Origin of the sequence: Paraburkholderia sp. LEh10 (genome assembly GCF_017814945.1) — a bacterium.
In the GTDB taxonomy this organism is placed as follows: domain Bacteria; phylum Pseudomonadota; class Gammaproteobacteria; order Burkholderiales; family Burkholderiaceae; genus Paraburkholderia.
The window spans coordinates 52013-72708 of sequence record NZ_JAGIPX010000037.1 but is presented as its reverse complement, the minus strand read 5'-3'; the positions used below and the strand labels follow the sequence as shown (position 1 = coordinate 72708).

The 20696-nt window shown below is 59.4% G+C and carries 17 protein-coding genes; 15 read left to right on the top strand and 2 right to left on the bottom strand.

What is annotated here, in order from left to right:
* The first annotated feature begins 121 nt into the window (after nt 1-121).
* The 8 genes from J8I87_RS27070 (at nt 122) to J8I87_RS27040 (ending at nt 8912) form a co-directional block, all read left to right on the top strand.
* The gene (locus J8I87_RS27070; protein WP_209935132.1) at nt 122-1855 is read left to right on the top strand and encodes an FAD-dependent oxidoreductase; all 1734 of its coding nucleotides are present in this window, start codon (nt 122-124) and stop codon (nt 1853-1855) included.
* Between the two features lie 11 nt (nt 1856-1866).
* Complete coding sequence (locus J8I87_RS27065; RefSeq protein ID WP_209935131.1) at nt 1867-2262, top strand: c-type cytochrome; 396 nt, start codon at nt 1867-1869, stop codon at nt 2260-2262.
* A 21-nt stretch (nt 2263-2283) separates the two neighbouring features.
* Nucleotides 2284-2715 (top strand): nuclear transport factor 2 family protein, encoded by a 432-nt coding sequence (locus tag J8I87_RS27060; protein WP_209935130.1) that lies wholly within the window; start codon nt 2284-2286, stop codon nt 2713-2715.
* Between the two features lie 1569 nt (nt 2716-4284).
* Nucleotides 4285-5364, top strand: a complete 1080-nt coding sequence (locus J8I87_RS27055; protein ID WP_209935128.1) for a porin — start codon at nt 4285-4287, stop codon at nt 5362-5364.
* 126 nt (nt 5365-5490) lie between these two features.
* Nucleotides 5491-5856 (top strand): BON domain-containing protein, encoded by a 366-nt coding sequence (locus tag J8I87_RS27050; protein ID WP_209935127.1) that lies wholly within the window; start codon nt 5491-5493, stop codon nt 5854-5856.
* Between the two features lie 295 nt (nt 5857-6151).
* Complete coding sequence (locus J8I87_RS45740; protein ID WP_280923101.1) at nt 6152-6280, top strand: hypothetical protein; 129 nt, start codon at nt 6152-6154, stop codon at nt 6278-6280.
* Nucleotides 6281-6945: 665 nt separating this feature from the next.
* Complete coding sequence (locus J8I87_RS27045; protein ID WP_209935126.1) at nt 6946-7128, top strand: hypothetical protein; 183 nt, start codon at nt 6946-6948, stop codon at nt 7126-7128.
* Nucleotides 7129-7262: 134 nt separating this feature from the next.
* Complete coding sequence (locus tag J8I87_RS27040) at nt 7263-8912, top strand: DUF1302 domain-containing protein (protein ID WP_313066176.1); 1650 nt, start codon at nt 7263-7265, stop codon at nt 8910-8912.
* Nucleotides 8913-9407: 495 nt separating this feature from the next.
* Here the strand turns inward: J8I87_RS27040 and J8I87_RS27035 are convergent, their stop codons facing one another.
* Nucleotides 9408-10556: an acyl-CoA dehydrogenase family protein gene (locus J8I87_RS27035; protein ID WP_209935124.1), complete on the bottom strand. Its 1149-nt coding sequence runs from the start codon at nt 10554-10556 to the stop codon at nt 9408-9410.
* 156 nt (nt 10557-10712) lie between these two features.
* On the bottom strand, nt 10713-11942 hold the full coding sequence (locus tag J8I87_RS27030) for an acyl-CoA dehydrogenase family protein (protein WP_209935123.1): 1230 nt from the start codon (nt 11940-11942) through the stop codon (nt 10713-10715).
* A gap of 473 nt (nt 11943-12415) precedes the next feature.
* Here J8I87_RS27030 and J8I87_RS27025 point away from each other — a divergent pair, with 473 nt between their 5' ends.
* The 7 genes from J8I87_RS27025 (at nt 12416) to J8I87_RS26995 (ending at nt 20687) form a co-directional block, all read left to right on the top strand.
* The gene (locus J8I87_RS27025; RefSeq protein WP_209935121.1) at nt 12416-13264 is read left to right on the top strand and encodes a pirin family protein; all 849 of its coding nucleotides are present in this window, start codon (nt 12416-12418) and stop codon (nt 13262-13264) included.
* Between the two features lie 117 nt (nt 13265-13381).
* Nucleotides 13382-14458 (top strand): mandelate racemase/muconate lactonizing enzyme family protein, encoded by a 1077-nt coding sequence (locus J8I87_RS27020; RefSeq protein WP_313066157.1) that lies wholly within the window; start codon nt 13382-13384, stop codon nt 14456-14458.
* 239 nt (nt 14459-14697) lie between these two features.
* A complete protein-coding gene (locus J8I87_RS27015; protein WP_209935116.1) occupies nt 14698-16056 on the top strand; it encodes a DUF1329 domain-containing protein in 1359 nt (452 codons plus the stop codon).
* A 70-nt stretch (nt 16057-16126) separates the two neighbouring features.
* A complete protein-coding gene (locus J8I87_RS27010) occupies nt 16127-16549 on the top strand; it encodes a nuclear transport factor 2 family protein (protein ID WP_209935119.1) in 423 nt (140 codons plus the stop codon).
* Nucleotides 16550-16761: 212 nt separating this feature from the next.
* A complete protein-coding gene (locus J8I87_RS27005) occupies nt 16762-17490 on the top strand; it encodes an SDR family NAD(P)-dependent oxidoreductase (protein WP_209935118.1) in 729 nt (242 codons plus the stop codon).
* Between the two features lie 714 nt (nt 17491-18204).
* Nucleotides 18205-19563: a DUF1329 domain-containing protein gene (locus J8I87_RS27000; RefSeq protein WP_209935116.1), complete on the top strand. Its 1359-nt coding sequence runs from the start codon at nt 18205-18207 to the stop codon at nt 19561-19563.
* A 92-nt stretch (nt 19564-19655) separates the two neighbouring features.
* A complete protein-coding gene (locus tag J8I87_RS26995; RefSeq protein ID WP_209935115.1) occupies nt 19656-20687 on the top strand; it encodes a glycosyl hydrolase in 1032 nt (343 codons plus the stop codon).
* The last annotated feature ends 9 nt before the right edge of the window (nt 20688-20696 follow it).

The window sequence follows — 20696 nt, the reverse complement described above, 5'->3', positions numbered from 1 at the left end:
CGGAGACGACGATGAGAGCACCGTTGGCGCGTAAGCGCTTTCAGCATCGGCGAAACAAGGCACTACTCGCAAGCGCATGACCGCATCCATCGATCGAAAACTATCACATCGGAGACAAAACATGAATGACGAAATTCGCACGCCTGCCACCTCGCGGCGCAATTTCATCAAGGCTGCAGGCGCGGGTACTGCGGCCGCGGCATTCGGTGCTGTGACGCTTTCCGCCAAGGCCGCAGATCAACTGAAATTCGACGCGGAATACGACATCGTCGTGTGCGGCGGTGGAGGCGGCGGCTTGCCCTGTGCACTTTTCTCCCGCTGGCTCGGTAACCGCGTGGCGATTCTCGAGAAGGCGGGCAGCGTCGGCGGCACGGCGGCGAAAGCGGCCTTCTGGTACTGGGTGCCCAACAACGAGCCAATGCGGCGCGCCGGCATCGCCGATCCGAAAGACGACTATATGCGCTACGTCGCGCGTCTTTCGAGACCAGAGCAATACGACCCTTCGCTGCCGAAGCTCGGACTCTCGGACTGGGAGTACGAGATGTGCGAAGCGATCTACGACAGTGCATCGCCGGCTGCGGAACTGCTGGCGGCGAAAGGCGCATTGCCGTATCGGCACGAAGGGGACGTGCCCGATTACTGGGCCGAGCTGCCGGAAAACAAGGCTCCGCGAGGCCGCGTCCTATTTCCTAAAGACGGCTTGCCCAGCATGTCCGATGGCGGGCGCGTGGCGATCCGCACGATGAGCGCGGCGGCGCGACGAGATGGTGTGGATATCCGAACGGGTTATCGCGTGCAGAAGGTGCTCGTCGATGCGAACGGCGCGGTGACGGGCGTCGAAGCGTTCACCGAGGAGGGTACGGTTTTTCGCGCACGTGCGAAAAAAGCCGTGGTGTTTGCGACGGGCGGCTTTACGCATGATCCGGAACTGCGCAGGAATTTCCTGCATGGAGCGGTGTATGGCGGATGCGCCGCCGTCACCAACGAAGGCGACTTCGTACGCATTTCGAGCGACTTCGATGTGCAGTTACGCAACATGAACTACTCGTGGATGGCGCCGATCTCGCTCGACAAGGCGATCGCAAAGGACGGATCGCTTTCCGGCATCTTCACACCGACGGGTGACTCGATGCTGTACGTAAACCGATATGGCAAGCGGGTTGTCAACGAGAAACTGGCTTACAACGAGGTCTGCGCGACGTTTTCCCAGTGGGACGGTTCGAAAGGCGAGTATCCGAATCTCGCGCTGATCTCGATTTGGGATCAGCAGGCGCAGGACCACTGCGCGAGCGACGACTATGGCAGTCCGATCGTGCCGCCCGGCTCCAACGACCGGCACGTATTGCGCGGTAATACGCTACAGGAACTGGCGGATGCAATTCGCGAACGGCTGGCGAAACATGCGGGGGTCCTCGGAGGCATGCAACTGAGCGACGAATTCGTACAGAACCTCGATGCGACCATCAAGCGTTTCAACGGTTTTGCGAAAGCGGGTAAAGATGCCGACTTCCATCGCGGCGAACGCGTGGTCGAAAAGCTCTTCAACGGACCGGTCCAGAAGAAAGCCGATCAGAAAAACGAAACGATGTACCCGCTCAGCGCGAAGGGGCCCTACTACGCCGCGCTGATCGTCGCCGGCAATCTCGATACCAAGGGCGGTCCGAAGACCAATTCGCACGGCCAGGTGCTCGACGTGCGCGATGCACCCATCAAAGGCCTGTATGGCGTGGGCAATTGCGTGGCGTCAGCATCGGCGCGCGCGTATTGGGCGGGCGGCGGCACGCTCGGACCCATCATCGCGTTTGCGTATCGCGCGGCAAATGCGGCACATGCAGAGAACTCTTCACGCGCATGACGGGAGGCACCATGAAACGCATGAGCACTCTATCGATGGGAATCTGGATATCGTGCGCCCTCGCGAGCGCGGCACTTCACGCTCAAGAGGCTGCAGATATCGTCGCGTTGGGCAAGAAGCTTGCGACCAATAATTGCGCCGTGTGCCACACGTTCGGCAAGAATGAGCCGAACGGGCAGGGGCCGAACCTATTCGGCATCGTCGGCAGGCCGATGGCTGCGCAGCCCGGATTCAATTACTCGGCGGGCATGAAGGCGGGAGCCTCGGGTAAGGTGTGGGATGAAAAGCTACTCGACGCATGGCTGTCGGATACGCAGACGGTCGCGCCGGGGAATGCGATGACTTACTTCGAAGGCGATGAGGCGCGTCGGCGGAAGATCATCGCGTATCTGAGCACGCTTCACTGAAATCTATCACGGAGACGGAACATGGAAACCGCAACAATGACCGATGAGCAACGCAAGACCATCGCACTCGAATACCTGCGTCGGCTGGACCGCGGCGCACCGTTCTTCGATCTCTTCGACGACCACGCGGAAGTCTACTTTCCGAAGTGGGGCATCGCATCGGGCCGCGCATCTTTCGAGAAGCTTTTTGCGGACCTCGGGTCAATCGTGTCGAAATTCAAGCACGATCTTGCCTATGTCAACGTGATCCAGCAGGGCGACACGGTGGTCGTCGAGGGCACGAGTTATGGAACGAGCAAAGGCGGGGTCGACTGGCGCGCCGGCGTGTCCCACGCGGGGCGCTGGTGCGACGTCTTCGAGATCCGCGAATTCAGGATCCAGCGATGCTTCATCTATCTCGATCCTGACTATGAAGACGCGGACACAGCGCGCTATCCGTGGCTGTCACGATAGTGACAAACGCAGCCTGTCGCGTTCCGGACGACTGAAGGGACCGGTAACGGAAAAGCCGGCTCCTTCAGGGGGCGCCATTAGTGCGTGACGCTGAGAATGCGTGACACCGAGAATGCAATTTCGACCTGGACGGCTGGCCTTCTTGCGCTCGTAAAGACATCTGACCACATGACAGGTGGCGTAATGCAAGGGCTGCTGCCTCAATAAAATCAAAAGAGAGAGGCTTGGCGCCGTGCCTAGCAATACCTTGGCAAAAAACCTGTCCAAGCAGCCCCCGTCGCCAGGATGCCGCGTACACCGCCGCATTCAATGCGCACCATGTGCCCCTCGCGGCACACCGGGCAGTCGCGCAGCGATTGCCCGATGATGCACAGGTAGTGGTCACGATAATCTTCGTCGACGGCGCGCTGCGTGGTGGCGGAGGCAGTGGCGCCGAGTAGCTCGCGACAGGCCGGCGAATCGGGCTGCCCGGCGGCGGTTGGCAAGCCACTCGTAATGGCGGATACGCTGAAGCCGTCAGCAGGACATGCAGCAGGAAGGGGCGCGCGAACTCGTCGGCCATGGTAACAACCACCTGCTTGCAGCGGGGAAGTACTGTCGCGTGATGCGCAGACCTAAACGAGCACGTACCGTCGGCAAGCGGAGGCGCCGCAATGACACGCGTACTGCGTGCGGGTCATCGGTGATCTCGCCGTCGTCCGCTCGCACACGCCTGCTGAACCTCCTCATCACAGATGCGCTGATGTGCCAGCTCCGTTCAGGCAATTTCCGGTGTTATCGGGTCAGTGCTTCCATCCCAAACTGCAAGTACTGGATGCCACGGTATCGATTCTGACGCGCGGCGGCCACTCTCGGGTCGTCCCTCAAGTGCTTTCCCTAGGGGGAATTTTTTGCACCCGAGGTTCGCAATTTGCGAACCTCGGGTCGTTGCTATTGAGGGCGCCGCTTCGTAATCTGCCGTGAAGACAAGATTTAGCAGAGCAGGGGTGCGACGGATCGAAGCCAGGCGCTCAAAGTCTGGCGTGCAAAAAACGGTCGTGCATATTGAATTGCGTTCCTTAGCAATGTCGAGTTCGTCGGGTGGCTGTCAACCGTCCAATATTCATGGCAAAGGTACTGGTTTTGTATTGCTCGACGTACGGTCAAGTCCAGACCATGGCGAAACAGGGTGACGCCGGGTGGCGGCTCAGTTCATGGCAGCGAAGTGATGACGAAGCGGGTGGCTGAAGCTAATCGCGTGAAACACGCAAAAGCTATACGGCGATGTTCAATCAGTCTGTTCCGGGGGCAAGCAAGCCCGGATGACTCGACCCAGTATGACGTCGTTAGTTCTAGCAACCGGAACTTCTGAACAGTCGATCCGAAAAGTCATTGCGTCCGAAATTGCGACTCGCCCGGGCTGCTTCGAACGCTCGAAAGTCATTGTGATTCGCTCGAAGAAAACTCACGAATCCGTCGCAAGACACCTGGGAATCGGGAAGCGAATAAAAACATGAAAAAAGTAAAAACAGGAGTGCAAAGTAGATAAACGAAACCTTCGGGTTTCAGACATGGTTCTGGAGACAAAATATGCTTCGAAAGAGACTCATTGTTGTCAAACTTGCTGCCTGCGCAGGGGCGCTTATGGCTGGCGGTGCGGCGAAGGCGCAAAGTAGCGTGACGTTGTATGGGGTCGTCGATGCCGGCTTGCTCTACACTAGCAAGACGGCAAATGCGTCGGACGGATCGGATGCTGGCAAGCAGTTCTCATTGATCTCGGCCGGGCTCACGCCTTCCGTGTTTGGAGTGTCGGGAACAGAGGATCTGGGCGACGGGCTGAAACTGAATTTCAAGCTCGAAAGCGGGTTCAGCGTCGTCAACGGCGGACTCGCCAACTGTAACGGAAACCTGTTCGGCTGCCAGGCATGGATCGCGCTTGATGGGAAGTACGGCACAGGCAAGGTAGGATTGCAGTTTTCCCCCTTTTTTCTCGCCCTGTATCAGTCTGATCCTCGTGATTTTTCCATGTTCGGAAGCGGGTTGGTGAACATGGTCGACAACGTGTTTGCTACAAGTGTCTACAATTCGAACGCTATTTCATACTCGAGTCCAAATATCAGCGGGTTCCAGGCAAGTCTCATGTATGCGCTGGGGGGAGCGGCAGGCAACTTCCAGGCGGGCCGTCAATATTCTGCAAGCCTGAAGTATGAACTCGGCGGGTTCATGATCAATGCGGCGATATACGACGGGAACAGCGGCGGGACGGCCCAGACGCCGATCCCCACAACGGTGCAGTTTGAGGGTCGTACAATCGGTGCTGCATACAAATTCGGGGCGGTCACAGCGAAGCTGTCGTTCGTCAACTACAAGGTTGCCGGATCCTTCAACAATAACGTGTATGGCGGCGGCCTCGACTACCATGTACTTCCGACCCTTGACGTGAACGGGGGCGTGTGGGTCACAAGCGACCGCAATCAGACAAGCAATCATTCGGTGATGGGCTCGCTTGGTGCGCAGTATTTCCTGTCGAAGCGAACGATGCTTTACGCACAGGTTGGCGCAGTCAATAACCATGGCGCGATGAACACGGGGATCTCCATCAACGGCGCACTATTTGGAACCGAAGGCACAACGGTCGCATCGGTGATCGGCGTTCGCCACTCGTTCTGATCACCTCGGCCGGCGGGGGGGAGGTACCGCGCCTGCCGGCGCTGCAATTCCACAGTTCAATGACAAAGGCGACAGTGCCGGTTGGTTCGTTTGCACCCCGGACGTCGGTCCATTAGGAGAAAGGAAATGAGGGGAAAGACATTGTTGACGTACGCGGTGGGTGTGAATCTTCTATTAGGCGCGGCTACCGTGCATGCACAGGGCGGTGCGAGCGGCGCTCTGGCGTCGGAATCATCAGCAGGCCGCGTGCAAACTGCGAAGGAAATCCGCGCAGAGAATCGCAAACTCGGGAAAGCGGTGCTGCGCAGTCTTTCGAAAACGAAAGGGCTCAATGTTGACCGTATTGTCGTGGTGGCAAAGGGCGGATCGGTATCGCTCGAAGGATATGTTCCGGAGTTAAGTCAGGTCGACCTCGCGACGTCAGTGGCGAGGGATGTGCCGGGCGTCGTTGACGTACGCAATCTGCTGATAGTGCGTGCAGAGGGAAGGTAGTTTCGTCGCGCGTTGATTTCGAATGGCAGCTCGATGAAACGTCCGCGCAAACACCAAGCGCATGGTGCGGATTTGCCATGCCGCACTCGATCACGCGCTCGCCGATCAGACACGGTCGAACACAAGCGTCAGATCTTGCGTCAAAAGGGGATGCGCTCTCGCAAAATGGGGAATTCGCACCCTATTGTTTTTAAAGGGAAAATCAAATAAAACCGCCAGATTTTACTGAGATGGACCCGGCGCCCCCCACGGGGGACACTGACGACCACCAATATCTGACGTGTGGAGGCCCATCATGGAAATCGACATCCTCGGCATCGATCTCGCGAAGCACGTGTTCCAGTTCCATGGCGCCGACCGTCGCGGACGAAAAGGACGAATACCCCTCTTTTCACTCAACACTGTTGCTGGGAAGCGAAACTAGCTGGATTGCCGTGCCCGGCTGCGTACCAGATCGGCTTACGGGCAGTTCGATTTCGCAAGGTGCTTGGAATCCAAATTCGATCAGCCACCGTATCGGCCGGCGTCGACGATGCAACGACCACGCCGGGGCCTTCCAGCTACAGTTCACGGAAGAACCGCATCGGTTGTTAGACCGGCTTACTTGCCACCCCGTCGACACTGACCTCGCGAGGGCTGACGAAAGCGCTCATAGACTGTTCCCCACATTCCCTCAGCGTATACGTGCTAGCGCCATGTCGAGGCCTCAATTGTCGAGGCAAGAAGAATAGTAACGAGGCCACCTTCGCCCGAGTCTCGGCGCACTCGCATGCGTTGAGGAACGTGACGGTCACGGAGATTCGCATCATGTGTCCGTCGAGAAGATGAATTCGTCGCTTCCGACGATGACGACACGACGCTACGTTTCATAATCGTCACCATGGTTTGACAACTCCATCGAGGCCCCCTCCTCATTGGGACCGCGACGTGTTGCCGATTTCAAATGAGGCTTGGTGGCGACGACTGAAAGCGTCGTTCGGACTGTTGTGGCGGATTGCCCGTACCGTCCTGTTCAATCGATTGACCCGTCGAAACGGCCGGACATCTGAGCCAGGATGGCAGCACTGAATCATCGAAGGGGAGACGGCAATGAAAAGATCCGCCTACGCAATCGGTTTGCTGGTTGCAGTCGCGACGGTAGCGCTGATTCTGGCGAACATCGGAGATGGATCGTCCGGAGAACAGGCGAATCAGGTTGCGTGCACATATTACGGCGCGAACTGTATCCCCCCAGGTATTTTTTCCGGAATGTCGATCCGTCTGTTTCCGTGAATGATTGGCTTTCGTTTCATGCGTTATTGCAAGAACCGCACGACTAATTTTCAAATTCCAATGGACGTGAGGAGATCGAAGTGAGGCAGAAAAGCAGGAGATGTGCGGCTCGAGTTCGTACCAGTATCGGCGTGATGGCATGCGGAGGAATGATGCTCGCAAGCTCGATGTCGGCACACGCATTTCAGTTCAAGCTCGGAGATGATATCGAGGGGCGATGGGATAACACTATCCAATACATCGGCGGCATGCGCGTAAACGGCGTGAATTCGGGAATTGGAAATAATCCCAATTTCGACGAATCCGACTACAAATTCGATCATGCCGGCAGTCTCGTGACCAATCGAATATCCGATCTCACTGAGCTGTCGGTATCCTATCGCCAAGATTTCGGATTTCGCGTCAGTGCGTCGCTATTCAAGGACTTCGCGTACAACGATACCGTGAGATTCAATCCGGGTTTCGCTGCCCCCGGCGTCCCGTATTCAGCACTCGGTTCCTACCCTGGTAATCGGTACTCCTCGTATACGCGCAGTTATTACGAGAACGGAACGCAATTGCTCGACGCGTTCATCTATGGAAACTTCGATCTGGGTGGACACTCGACGTCAATCAAGCTCGGGCGGTTGACGCAGATCTGGGGCACTGCAATCTTCTTCGGCGATGAGAGCATCAGTTACGGGCAGAATCCGGTCGATGGCATCAAGGGCTCCGCATCGCCGGGCTCTACGTTGAAGGAGCTGGCCCTTCCCAGAGCGCAATTTTATGCGCAGACCGCCATTACGCCTGAGCTTTCGCTGGCAGCGCAATATTTCTTCGAGTTCGAGCACAATCTGCTGCCTGAAGGCGGAACCTATCTTGGCGTGTCGGACTTCCTGTTCTACGGGCCCTCGCAGTTGCTGGGAGCCGTTCCTCGTGGCAACGACTTCAAGCCGAAGAACGTCAACAACAACTTTGGTATTCGTGCCACCTGGAGTCCGTCGTTTCTCGCGGGCGGCAATCTCGGATTTTACTACCGTCGCCTCGATGAGGCGCAGCCCTGGGTGCTTTTTGGTCGAGATCCGGCCATGGGAACTTCCAACTATCACCTCGCGTACAACCGCGGTGCACAGCTTTTCGGCGTCAGCTCGGAAGCGGGCATAGGCATTCTGAGTACAGGGTTCGAGGTCTCGTATCGACATAACACGGCACTAAATTCGGTTCCTGGCCCGCAACCCGCCGATCTGTCCGGCAGCTCGGGGGCTCGTGGCGATACGATCAACCTGATCGCCAACGCGCTGATGCCGCTGAGCAAAACCCCGTTATATGAAGGCGGCACGCTTACGGGGGAAGTAGCCTTTACGCAAAGGGTTGGCTCGATCAAGAATGCGGCGCTATATAACGGTACGAGCAACCAATCGGCGTGCCCGACAGGCAGCAAATGGGACGGCTGTTCGACGAACAGTTCAGTCGTCGCGGCGATGCAGTTTGACCCGCAATGGTTGCAGGTATTTCCGGGTGTCGACATGGATATGCCGGTGTTTGTGATGTACGGGCTTTACGGCAACACGCCCTCTCTGTCCACCGCCATCGGTAATCAGGGCGCGTTGGTGTATACGATCGGATTGCATGCGGCGATCTACAACAAATACAACATCACGCTGCAATACAACGGGTACCACAGCCATACGAGCGGGACGACCCGTTTTGCGCCTGGTGGCCCTAACTACTATGCCGGCGGGAACGGACCGTTCATGTGGAATGACAAGCCGTGGATTTCCCTAACGCTGCAGACCACGTTCTAGTGTAGTCGCGAGATCGGCGCCAAGGCGCTTGTGTTGCCTTGGCGCGATTGACGAGCCTCTTGTCTGGTTGACGACGTCGCGTAGACGGACGTGCAGCTTTGGCGGATGGGCGCGACAGCGCGGTGGGTGCGCATCTCCATTAATCTAACGACGTTGCATCCTGTTCAAACTGGCCCACAGAATTTGCAGGCCTAACGTCGCTCGTGGCGTAATGAGCACGTGGATTGCTGTGGCGCTACTGCTCTTCTCTACATCCCTCGTTTCCAAGGATCTCCACGGCGCCGATCTCCGGGCATTCACGAGTGAGGCGATGCATGATGGCCGGGATGGCCAGTTTGTGCGGTCGCCTCACTGCGGGAATGAGGAGAGGGGCTTGCGGAAGATGCGATGGAAGGAAATGTGTGCTGGCCAATACGCGCCTCTCGCCGGAGCAACAAATGCGCTCTCCGGCGATCAGGCATAAAAACATTTTTCAAACGCAGTGTCGCAGCCTGCTCAGTGTTGCCGCAGCGCCTCGAGCCGTGCATGACGCGCCAGATGGAAGTCGACGCTGCCGAACTCATTTTCGAGCGTGGTAGCGCGCTTGAAATAGTGGCCAAGCGGCAACTCATCGGTCATTCCCATCGCGCCATGCAGTTGCACAGCATTTTGGCCAACGAACCGGCAGGCTTTCGCGATCGTTACCTTGGCCGCCGAAACGGCACGCGCACGATCGGATGTGGCATCCGCCAGCGACAAGGTCGCGAGGTACATGGCCGAGATCGCCATCTCCACTTGCAAATACATGTCGACCATGCGATGTTGCAGCGCTTGAAAACTCGCCAGAGCCTGACCGAACTGGCGCCGCTCCTGCGTATACGACACCGTGTCCGCTTGCATGCGTTTCAGCACGCCAACTGCCTCTGCGCAGATCGCAGCAATGGCCTCGTCGCCGACCTGCTCGACGAGCGGCAGGGAAGCGCCGTCGTCGCCGAGCAGCGCGTCCGGCGATAGTTCGACATTGTCGAACACGATGTCGGACGCCCGTCTGCCATCGATGGTCGGATAATCGATCATCGACACGCCGGCAGCATCCTTATCGACAAGAAATAGCGAGATGCTGTCGTGATCGCCCGTAGCACCCGACGTCCGCGCGGTCACGAGCAGCTTCGACGCCCACGGTGCAGCCATGACGACGGTCTTCCGGCCGTCGAGTCGCCAGCCACCGCCTACCTGGCGACGCGCACGCGTGGCAACGTTCGACAGCCGATATCCGGTACCACCTTCGAACCATGCGCACGCGATGACCGACTCTCCCGCGGCGATATCCGCTAGCACGGCATTGGCGAGTGCTCCACCCACACGTTTGAGGACGCCCGAAGCCATGACACAGGTTTCGAGAAACGGCTCGACAAAGATTACTGAACCGAGCTCTTCCATCACGATCATCGTCTCGACGGCACCACCGCCGAAACCGCCGGCCTGCTCGGGCAGTGTGACCGCGAGCAGACCCAGGTCCTGCGCCAGTGCGCGCCACATGTCGCGGCGCCAGCCGGCGTCGGACAGCGTTGCGTCGCGCCGGGCTTCAAAAGCATAGTGATCGTGCAGAAACGATTGCAAGGTTCGCCGCAGCAAGTTCTGTTCTTCGGTAAAGTCGAAATTCACGTTTGAACTCCTCATGCTCATCAAGATACGGGCCGACCCGCCTTTCATGAGGACCGTTGCGGTCCTTCTGATTTGTCGTCGGCGCCTTGGGCGGCGCATCGGCGCAATCGATGCGTTCCCATCCCGGCTCCTTTGTGTGGAGCCGATAGCGTTGTATCAGTGCAGACCCAATGCCGCTTTGGCCAGGATGTTGCGCTGGATTTCGTTTGAGCCGGCATAGATCGATCCGGCCCGATCGTTGAGATAGCGCAGCGGGGCGAGCATGGCCGCTTGCGCCCCGACGTACGGCCCGGTGGTGTGCCATAACTTCACAGGACCGCCGGGGCACGCCGCCTGCGGCTGGAACGAGCGGCCGTAACGACCCGCCGCTTCCATCCCGAGCTCGGTTAGGTGCTGGCTCAACTCGGTCCCGAGGATCTTCATGACCGATGCATTGGTCCCGGGCGATCGTCCGGCCGACAACGCCGACATCGTTCGGAGTTCGTACACTTCGAGTGCGGCGATGCGAATGCGCGCGGCAGCGAGCTTGCTCGCGAAATGTGGATCGTCGATCAGCCGCTCGGTCGTCTCGCCAGGCGCGGTTTTTGCGAACTCGCGCAGGTTGTCGAGCATCTCGTGCAATTCCGGCGTATAGGCAGTACCACCCCGTTCGAATTCGAGCACGTATTTGGCGACCGTCCATCCAGCACCGATCGTGCCGATGACATTGACCTTTGGCACGCGAACCTGATCGAAGAACACCTGGTTCTGGATATGCTCGCCAGACGACATCACGATCGGCTGGATGCTGATGCCGGGGGTGCGCATGTCGATCAACAGGAAGGTGATACCGAGCTGTGGTTTGTCCTCTCGCGATGTTCGCACGAGGCAGAAGATCCAGTTCGCATCGTGTGCATGGGTTGCCCAGATCTTGGAGCCGTCGCAGACCAGATCGTCGCCGTCTTCGCGGGCATGCATCTTCAATGAAGCGAGGTCGGAACCCGATTGTGGTTCGGAGTAGCCCTGACACCACACATGCTCGCCGCTCAGCATGCGCGGCAGGAAGTACGCCTTCTGTGCGTCGGTGCCGAATTTGATCAGGGCCGGGGCGCACATCTGGATACCCATTGGCGACAGCGGTGGCGCACCTGCGGCTACCCGCTCGCGAGCGAACAGGTAGCGTTGCGTCGCGGTCCAACCGCAGCCTCCATATTCGATGGGCCAGGCCGGCGCGGCCCAACCTTTGGCAGCGAGAATGCGCTGCCATGCCATTGCGGCGTGGTGATCTGCGTAGACGCTCGTCATCAGGCGACCGGCGGCGCGCAATTCGTCGGTCAGATGCGTGGCTAAGAACGCGCGTACTTCGTCGCGAAACGCCAGATCCCTGTCACTCCATTGCAAATCCATCTCTTTGCCTCCGAAATCTCTTTGGATAAAAAGTGCCTGGCAGTGTTGCGCCAAGACCCAGCGACCGGTTGGTGTGGCTGCCCTGCACGCGGGGAGCGGCCGAGCAAGCCAGGCATGAGTGACCTGGCGATACCGGCATCGCGTCTTCCGTATGGAGTCGATATCAGATAGGAGGACGGCCACGATATCAGGCGAGGCGAATGGTAGGCGCGCGTGAAATCGCAGTCATCGTCGGTTATGACGATTTGTATGTCGTGCATGCGAGCATCGATCGCGGTGTCGACGCGATGCGAAGACGTTTCTTCGTTTGCTTCACGCGCGGATGCCTTGATGCGCGCTCGCGCGTCACGTCGCGATTGCGTCCGATCATGGACGGGTGAAATCCAGATCAAGGCGCTAGTCGTACGACACGGGACTGCATACCATCGATTTCATCTGTAGGCATTGGGCTCCCTGAGCCAAAGGAACGATTCATGTCCCAGTTCTCGTCGAATGACCAAACCGTCCTCAGGCGTCGCGTCGTTACGCGCACGCGCGGTCATAAGCAGGGGCCCGTCACGCGCTTGATGAGTCCATCGGATCTCGGCAACGCGTTGCGGCCATTCGTCTTTCTCGATTTGATCGACCTGACCGGTACGACACCGCAAGGCGTGCATTTGCACCCGCATTCGGGTATTGCGACACTGACCTGGATTCTCGAGGGCAACGTGGGTTTCGAGGATACATTGGGCCGCAGCGGAACGATTCCGCAGGGTGGGGTGGAGTGGATGCAGGCGGGAGGCGGTGCATGGCATGGCGGCGACTTCGGAGATGCCGATCGTGTCCGCGGTTTTCAGCTTTGGGTTGCGCTGCCGCCTGGAATGGAGTTGGGGGAGCCGGAAAGCATTTATCTCGAGCCCGGCGACATCGAGCGCGACGGCCCGGTAACGGTGCTGCTGGGGTGCTATGGCAAGGCGAGGAGTCCGCTGACGGCGCCGACGCCGATCAACTATCTGTCGGTCAAACTGAAGGCCGGGGAGTGCTGGCGTTACGAGCCGCCAGAAGGACATGCCGTGGCTTGGGCTGCCGTTAGCATCGGAAAGCTTCGGGTACCGAGCGAAGTGAGAGCGGGTGAACTCGCGGTGTTCGAGGAATCGGAAGACGCAATCGAGTTTCACGCCGACGCAGATGCCGAATTCGTATTTGGCTCGGCCGTCAAGCACCCACACGATCTGGTGCTCGGCTACTACTCTGTCCACACGAACGCGGCCGCCCTGCAGGAAGGGGAAGCGCGCATTCGGGAGATTGGCATGCGGTTGCGTGAGCAGGGACGGCTTCGCTGATCACGTTTCGCGATCGACGGCGGGCAGTCGTGAAAGTGCGTCACAGCTTGCGATTGCGACGATCCGCGCATCCGTGTTTAGCCGACATTCTCGCCACACGAATCAGGAGATACACCGGTGAAAATCACTCGCGTCGAAGTCGTGACTACGGTCATTCCACAGGTCATCGGCCGGTATCAGAGTCAGATGCCGGTGGTTGTGGTCCGTATCCGAACCGATACGGGAATCGACGGCATGGGTCATACGTTCACGCTGACCACTGAGTTCCAGCGTTCGCTGACCGCGATGGTACGCGAACTCGGTGAACTGGTTGTCGGAGAAGATCCGCGCCGAGTCGAGCATCTTTTCGCAAAGATGATCTACCCCGCCAATTTTGTAGGTCCAGGCGGGCTCCTGAACATCGCTGCAACCGCGATCGACATCGCACTGTGGGACATCGCCGGAAAAGATGCGGGGCAGCCGCTCTGGCGCTTGCTGGGCGGCTACTCCGACCACGCGAGAACCTACCAGAGCAGCACGGCCGTTGGCAGCAGGCCCGACGTCCTGCAGCGCCAGGCAGCCGAGCTGGTAGCGCAAGGGCATCGAGCGATCAAGATCAGGCCGTACGCTGAGCGCGACGCGCGGATCGACCAGGTCGTCGCGCGTGTACGCGCTATTCGGGAAGCGATCGGGTACGACATCGACCTGATGTACGACGTCAACCAGACGTGGACGCCTTCCCGCGCGATCAGGGTCGGGCGGGCACTGGAAGAATACGAACTCTTCTGGCTTGAAGACCCTACCGCCATGCACGACATCGAAGGTCAGGCTGCGATCGCACAGGCGCTGGACGTGCCGATCTGTTCCGGGGAGTACCACTACAACCCCGTATCGTTGCTGCCACTTCTCAAGGCGAGAGCAGTTGATTACCTGATGGTGGACATGTGCCGAATGGGAGGCATCACGCAATTCCGGAAGGCCGCCGCATTGGCGGAGTCATTCGGCGTGCCGGTCGCGAGCCACCTGATACCGGAGGTCTTCGCGCATTGCATCGCCGCGGTTCCCAACGGTCTGGTCGCTGAATGGATGGACTGGTCGACCATGCTCTTCGACGGACTTCCGATTCTGACTGACGGCGTGCTGCATTTGAGCGAACGTCCCGGCCACGGACTCACGTTACTCGAAGACGTCGTGCAGAAGTACCGCGTGGAGTAACGCTGATGTGGTGATTTTCGCGAGCATGCCGATTACCGCACGCGTGCGAAATTTCGTCGGTTTCGACGACGTATGAAGTGCGCGGCAAATACAGAATGGGCCTGCCCGGTCGATGAATGGCGGATCGAAGCGAATCCGGTGGGGGCCGCGACACGACAACCAGAGCGAGCGGGCACCTGCTGATGGCGACGACAGTGATGTTGACGCGATGCATCAGTGCAATGAATTGGAGGAGACAGATGAAACTTCTACTGACACTGACGGCCGCGGGTGCGATGACGCTCGTCGGCATGCAAGCGAGCGCTGCGCCGGGCGCGGCCGATGCCGCTGGTCTCGGGAAGACGCTCACACCGCTGGGCGCCGAACGGGCAGGCAGCAAGGACGGCGAGATTCCCGAGTGGACGGGCGGCCTGTGCCAGGCACCGGCCGGCTACAAGCCGCACAGCGCCGATGGCGGCACACCATACGTCGATCCGTTCGCCAGCGAGAAGCCGTTGTTCTCGATCACGGCAGCCAATGTCGACAAGTACGCGGACAAGCTGGACGATGGCCAGAAGGAACTGTTCAAGCGATTTCCGAAGACATACCGGATGGAGGTCTATCCGACGCATCGCACGGCCTGCTTCCCCGACTGGGTCTATGAGAACACGATCAAGCGCGTGATGTCGCCCAAACTGGTCGGCGACGGTCCGGGGCTGGTAGATGCGCATGCGCAGATTCCGTTTCCGATTCCGTCGACGGGGCAGGAGGCGCTGTACAACTTCTTCGCCCGGTACTTCCCGGTGTACTACAGCGGCGACTACGAGGCATGGCTGGTCGATTCGGCGGGCAACAAGACGCTCAGCACGCATGGGCAGTTGCAGTATTACGTCGACTACTGGGATAACAGCAAAACGAAGTCGAACCAGATGTACGCGATCTCCAACCTGCACGTCGGGCCGGCGTCGCAGGCCGGGGAGATGGACATGCGGATCCAGTGGACGCGGATGGACGAGCGTGAGCCGACGGCATGGTTCTACACGCCGGGGCAGCGGCGGGTGCGGCTCGCGCCGGAGTTCAAGTACGACACGGTGGTGACGTCGAACAGCGGGATCTTCCTGTGGGACGAGACCAATGGTTTCGACGGCAAGATGGACCGGTTCGACTTCAAGCTGGTGGGCAAGAAGGAACTCTACGTTCCGTACAACGTGTACAAATACCTGAACACGCCGATTGACCAGCTGCTGCAAAAGGATCACGTCAATCCGGACAACGTGCGCTATGAGCTGCATCGCGTGTGGGTCGTCGAGGCGACGCTGAAGCCTGGCGCGCGTCACGTCGACAGCAAGAAGGTGTTCTTCCTGGACGAGGACAGCTGGGACATGGTCGGCTACGAGGGGTTCGACCACGCGAACAAGCTGGTGCGTGTGCAGTGGTTCCCGGTGTGGCAGGCGTACGACGTGCCGGCGCCGATGAACAACAACCAGTTGATCTATGACTTCGTGAAGCAGAACTGGGCGTTGGGTTCGTTCGGCGTGGGCGAAGGATTCCACAAGCGCGGGCCGTTGCCGGCGAATTACTTTACCGCCGATGCGTTGGCGACGCGGGGGGTGCAATAGTGTGCCGCGCGACTCGCGATGGCCGCAAGGGCGCCACAGGTATGACACGATCAACGCGCAAGGAGAAACCATGAGCCACGTTTCGACGGTTAAGGAATACTTCCGGCGCATTGACCGGGAGTTTCCGGCCGAGTTGTTTGTCGAGGATTTTCAGTTTTTTTTCCCGAAATTCGGTATCGGCCGCGGACTTGAAGCGCTCATGGAACTGGGACGCGGCATTCAGCCGACCAGGTTGCGCACCGTCCATCATGTCGACGATCTGCTCTACATAGAGCAAGGCAACTTCGTCGCGGCCGAAGGGACGACTGAAGGAACCAGCAGCGACAACGTGGAATGGTGCGGCGGACGCACACCCGGCGGGCGTTTCTGCAGCATATTCGAGTTCAACGAAGCCGGTCTGATCAAACGCATGCATGTGTATCTCGACCCGGATTACACGGGCGCAGATACCGCGCGTTTCCTGTGGCCGCATCGCACAGCAGTCGAATGGTAAAGCCGGCGCGGGAATTGTGACGCGGTTGCCGACGGGCTCTGTTGTGTCAGAGATTCCTGTTGGTAACCGGGTTTCGAGCCGATATGGACGTTCCACTCGAGGCCACGTCACTACAGAACACGCTCGAGCGGTCTCTGCGTTGCGGAGCTGTCTGCCGCGAGACTTACGCAAATCATTAATCGACTGCATCACCTCGGTCATGGAGGCGTTATATGGCAAACGTACAAGACAAGGTTGTAATCGTCACCGGTGCAGCCAGCGGGCAAGGCGCCGCCGAGGCGAAGCTGTTCGCGGAGCAGGGGGCGAAAGTCGTTGTCACCGATATCGATGAAAGAGGCGAAGAGATCGCGGCGCGCTTCGGAGGTCGTGGGCTTTTTGTTCGCCATGACGTTGGCGACGAAGCAGGTTGGGGCGAGGTGATGCGCCAGACGCTCGATCGCTTCGAGCAGATCGATGTCCTGGTGAACAATGCCGGTGTCTTCAAACCGGCCAGTTTGACGGACACCGACGTCCCGCTCTGGCAGCTCCACTATCGCGCGAACCAGTTAGGCGTGTTTCTGGGCATGCGTGCGGCATCCGAGATTATGGTGAAAAATGGCGGCGGAGTGATCATCAATGTATGCTCCAATGCCGCCTTGAACAACGTCCCGGGCATATTTGCATATGCCAGTACCAAGTGGGCGGTTCGGGGCATGTCGAAGCTCGCGGCATCGGAATTCGCGGCGCTCGGCATCCGCGTGAATTCGATCTATCCGGGCATCATCGACACGCCTATGCTCGGGCAGAACTCGGCCGAGCAGTTGAATCACTACAAGGGCATGATTCCGATGCAGCGGCTCGGAACGCCGGACGAAGTCGCACGGTTGGTCCTGTTCCTGGCGTCGGACGAGGCTTCCTACATCACCGGTGCCGAAGTGACCATTGACGGTGGCATTGGCTAAACGCAGCACGATACCGACCAGTGCGGGAGGTGCGGTCGAACTCCGACGAGTTCTGTGCATGAAGCAGCGAATCAACTGACGGTCGATGTGATTGTGTTTGCCGGCACAGCCTAACAACTCCCCCCATATGCGTGCACGGCTAACGGTGATGCATACAAAAGCTGGTGACTTTCCCGAGTCCCATTTTCAGCTGCACAGTGCAGCGCACGAGCTCCCCTGGGTTCGCGATTTTCTTCCTCGATGGTGAAAGTGTCCGATGCACAGCCCGCATCGGCACGAATGCGATCGGTTTCCGGTGTGCATCGGATTTTTCACGGCATGATATCCGGTTCGATGGCGATCCTCGAAGTTCGTCCGCGGACTTATATAGTTAATTCGGATAACAAATATATTACCTAACGGAAGATGCAATCACCTGGCAAGCATGCGTTCGAACGCGTGGCAACGCTCTATCGGCATTCATGCGCGAACCATTCGCTGCGCCGTTTCTGACATATCCGTCGCGCACGTAGTGAGGCGCTATCAGATTCGTCGGTTTCGACGACGTATGAAGTGCGCGGCAAATACAGAATGGGCCTGCCCGGTCGATGAATGGCGGATCGAAGCGAATCCGGTGGGGGCCGCGACACGACAACCAGAGCGAGCGGGCACCTGCTGATGGCGACGACAGTGATGTTGACGCGATGCATCAGTGCAATGAATTGGAGGAGACAGATGAAACTTCTACTGACACTGACGGCCGCGGGTGCGATGACGCTCGTCGGCATGCAAGCGAGCGCTGCGCCGGGCGCGGCCGATGCCGCTGGTCTCGGGAAGACGCTCACACCGCTGGGCGCCGAACGGGCAGGCAGCAAGGACGGCGAGATTCCCGAGTGGACGGGCGGCCTGTGCCAGGCACCGGCCGGCTACAAGCCGCACAGCGCCGATGGCGGCACACCATACGTCGATCCGTTCGCCAGCGAGAAGCCGTTGTTCTCGATCACGGCAGCCAATGTCGACAAGTACGCGGACAAGCTGGACGATGGCCAGAAGGAACTGTTCAAGCGATTTCCGAAGACATACCGGATGGAGGTCTATCCGACGCATCGCACGGCCTGCTTCCCCGACTGGGTCTATGAGAACACGATCAAGCGCGTGATGTCGCCCAAACTGGTCGGCGACGGTCCGGGGCTGGTAGATGCGCATGCGCAGATTCCGTTTCCGATTCCGTCGACGGGGCAGGAGGCGCTGTACAACTTCTTCGCCCGGTACTTCCCGGTGTACTACAGCGGCGACTACGAGGCATGGCTGGTCGATTCGGCGGGCAACAAGACGCTCAGCACGCATGGGCAGTTGCAGTATTACGTCGACTACTGGGATAACAGCAAAACGAAGTCGAACCAGATGTACGCGATCTCCAACCTGCACGTCGGGCCGGCGTCGCAGGCCGGGGAGATGGACATGCGGATCCAGTGGACGCGGATGGACGAGCGTGAGCCGACGGCATGGTTCTACACGCCGGGGCAGCGGCGGGTGCGGCTCGCGCCGGAGTTCAAGTACGACACGGTGGTGACGTCGAACAGCGGGATCTTCCTGTGGGACGAGACCAATGGTTTCGACGGCAAGATGGACCGGTTCGACTTCAAGCTGGTGGGCAAGAAGGAACTCTACGTTCCGTACAACGTGTACAAATACCTGAACACGCCGATTGACCAGCTGCTGCAAAAGGATCACGTCAATCCGGACAACGTGCGCTATGAGCTGCATCGCGTGTGGGTCGTCGAGGCGACGCTGAAGCCTGGCGCGCGTCACGTCGACAGCAAGAAGGTGTTCTTCCTGGACGAGGACAGCTGGGACATGGTCGGCTACGAGGGGTTCGACCACGCGAACAAGCTGGTGCGTGTGCAGTGGTTCCCGGTGTGGCAGGCGTACGACGTGCCGGCGCCGATGAACAACAACCAGTTGATCTATGACTTCGTGAAGCAGAACTGGGCGTTGGGTTCGTTCGGCGTGGGCGAAGGATTCCACAAGCGCGGGCCGCTGCCGGCGAATTACTTTACCGCCGATGCGCTGGCGACGCGGGGGGTGCAATAGTGTGCTGCGCGACTCGCGATGGCCGGGGCCGCCGCAACGCTTTACTCCGCCGCGCATCGCATTGCGTGGGCTTGCTGGTCTCGCTTGCGCTCATGACCGGCATAGCTACCGGCACTTCGGCGCCGGCCGGCGGCACGTTCGTGGATCCGCTGGATGCGCCCGCGCAAACAACAGGTTTCGCGGCTACCACGCAGCTCGGCGCAATCGCACGGGCCGGCTCGCGGCTCGTGGCGGTCGGGGTGCGAGGCTTGATCGTACTGTCCGATGACGGCGGCGCGACATGGCGTCAGGTCCCAAGCCCGGTCGGGTCGGATCTGGTCGCCGTCCGTTTCGTGTCGGCTTCGCTGGGTTGGGCGTCGGGTCATGACGGCGTCATTCTCGCGACGACCGACGGCGGTGAACACTGGGTCAAGCAGTTCGACGGCCGTGCGGCGGCAGATCTGCTGAAAGCGCATTTCACCTCGCGGGCGGCGAGTGGCGACGCGGCCGCCACGCGGCTGCTGAAGGAGACGATGCTCAACTACCAGAACGGCCCTGCGATACCCATACTCGACCTGTGGTTCGAGAACGCGCAGACGGGGTGGGCAGTGGGGCCGTTCGGAACCATTCTCGGCACGCGCGATGGTGGAAAGAGCTGGGCTTCTTGGATCGAGAAGGTCGATAACGACAAGATGCTTCACTACACCGCCGCCAGCGACGCGGGTGGCGATGTCTATCTCGCGTCGGAACACGGCACGCTGTTCAAACTCGACCGGCTTCGGGATCGCTTCGTCGCGATCTCGACGGGCTACAACGGCAGCTTTCTCGGCGTGGTCGGTTCGCACGGGTACGTGATCGCGTATGGCCTTGGCGGTTCCGCTTATCGCTCACGAGATGGCGGAGCCACCTGGCAGCGCTTATCCACAGGCGTCCATACGAGCCTGACGGGCGCATGCGTGCTCGATGACGGCCGATTGTTGTTCGCGACCCAGGATGGCCATCTGATCATGAGCCGGGACGAGGGCGACACGTTTCGCGCCGTCGCCGTGCAGAGGCCGGATCTCATCACCGATGTCGCATCCGTCGGACGCAACCGGGTTGTGCTGACCGGCCTCGGCGGCGTGCAGATCGTCAACCTCCAATGAGTGAGTGAC

Bases quoted from the DNA above. Each gene is read 5' to 3' on its own strand.
- J8I87_RS27070 (WP_209935132.1), top strand. From the start codon at position 122: ATGAATGACGAAATTCGCACGCCTGCCACCTCGCGGCGCAATTTCATC.
- J8I87_RS27065 (WP_209935131.1), top strand. From the start codon at position 1,867: ATGAAACGCATGAGCACTCTATCGATGGGAATCTGGATATCGTGCGCC.
- J8I87_RS27060 (WP_209935130.1), top strand. From the start codon at position 2,284: ATGGAAACCGCAACAATGACCGATGAGCAACGCAAGACCATCGCACTC.
- J8I87_RS27055 (WP_209935128.1), top strand. From the start codon at position 4,285: ATGCTTCGAAAGAGACTCATTGTTGTCAAACTTGCTGCCTGCGCAGGG.
- J8I87_RS27050 (WP_209935127.1), top strand. From the start codon at position 5,491: ATGAGGGGAAAGACATTGTTGACGTACGCGGTGGGTGTGAATCTTCTA.
- J8I87_RS45740 (WP_280923101.1), top strand. From the start codon at position 6,152: ATGGAAATCGACATCCTCGGCATCGATCTCGCGAAGCACGTGTTCCAG.
- J8I87_RS27045 (WP_209935126.1), top strand. From the start codon at position 6,946: ATGAAAAGATCCGCCTACGCAATCGGTTTGCTGGTTGCAGTCGCGACG.
- J8I87_RS27040 (WP_313066176.1), top strand. From the start codon at position 7,263: ATGGCATGCGGAGGAATGATGCTCGCAAGCTCGATGTCGGCACACGCA.
- J8I87_RS27030 (WP_209935123.1), bottom strand. From the start codon at position 11,942: ATGGATTTGCAATGGAGTGACAGGGATCTGGCGTTTCGCGACGAAGTA.
- J8I87_RS27025 (WP_209935121.1), top strand. From the start codon at position 12,416: ATGTCCCAGTTCTCGTCGAATGACCAAACCGTCCTCAGGCGTCGCGTC.
- J8I87_RS27015 (WP_209935116.1), top strand. From the start codon at position 14,698: ATGAAACTTCTACTGACACTGACGGCCGCGGGTGCGATGACGCTCGTC.
- J8I87_RS27010 (WP_209935119.1), top strand. From the start codon at position 16,127: ATGAGCCACGTTTCGACGGTTAAGGAATACTTCCGGCGCATTGACCGG.
- J8I87_RS27005 (WP_209935118.1), top strand. From the start codon at position 16,762: ATGGCAAACGTACAAGACAAGGTTGTAATCGTCACCGGTGCAGCCAGC.
- J8I87_RS27000 (WP_209935116.1), top strand. From the start codon at position 18,205: ATGAAACTTCTACTGACACTGACGGCCGCGGGTGCGATGACGCTCGTC.
- J8I87_RS26995 (WP_209935115.1), top strand. From the start codon at position 19,656: ATGACCGGCATAGCTACCGGCACTTCGGCGCCGGCCGGCGGCACGTTC.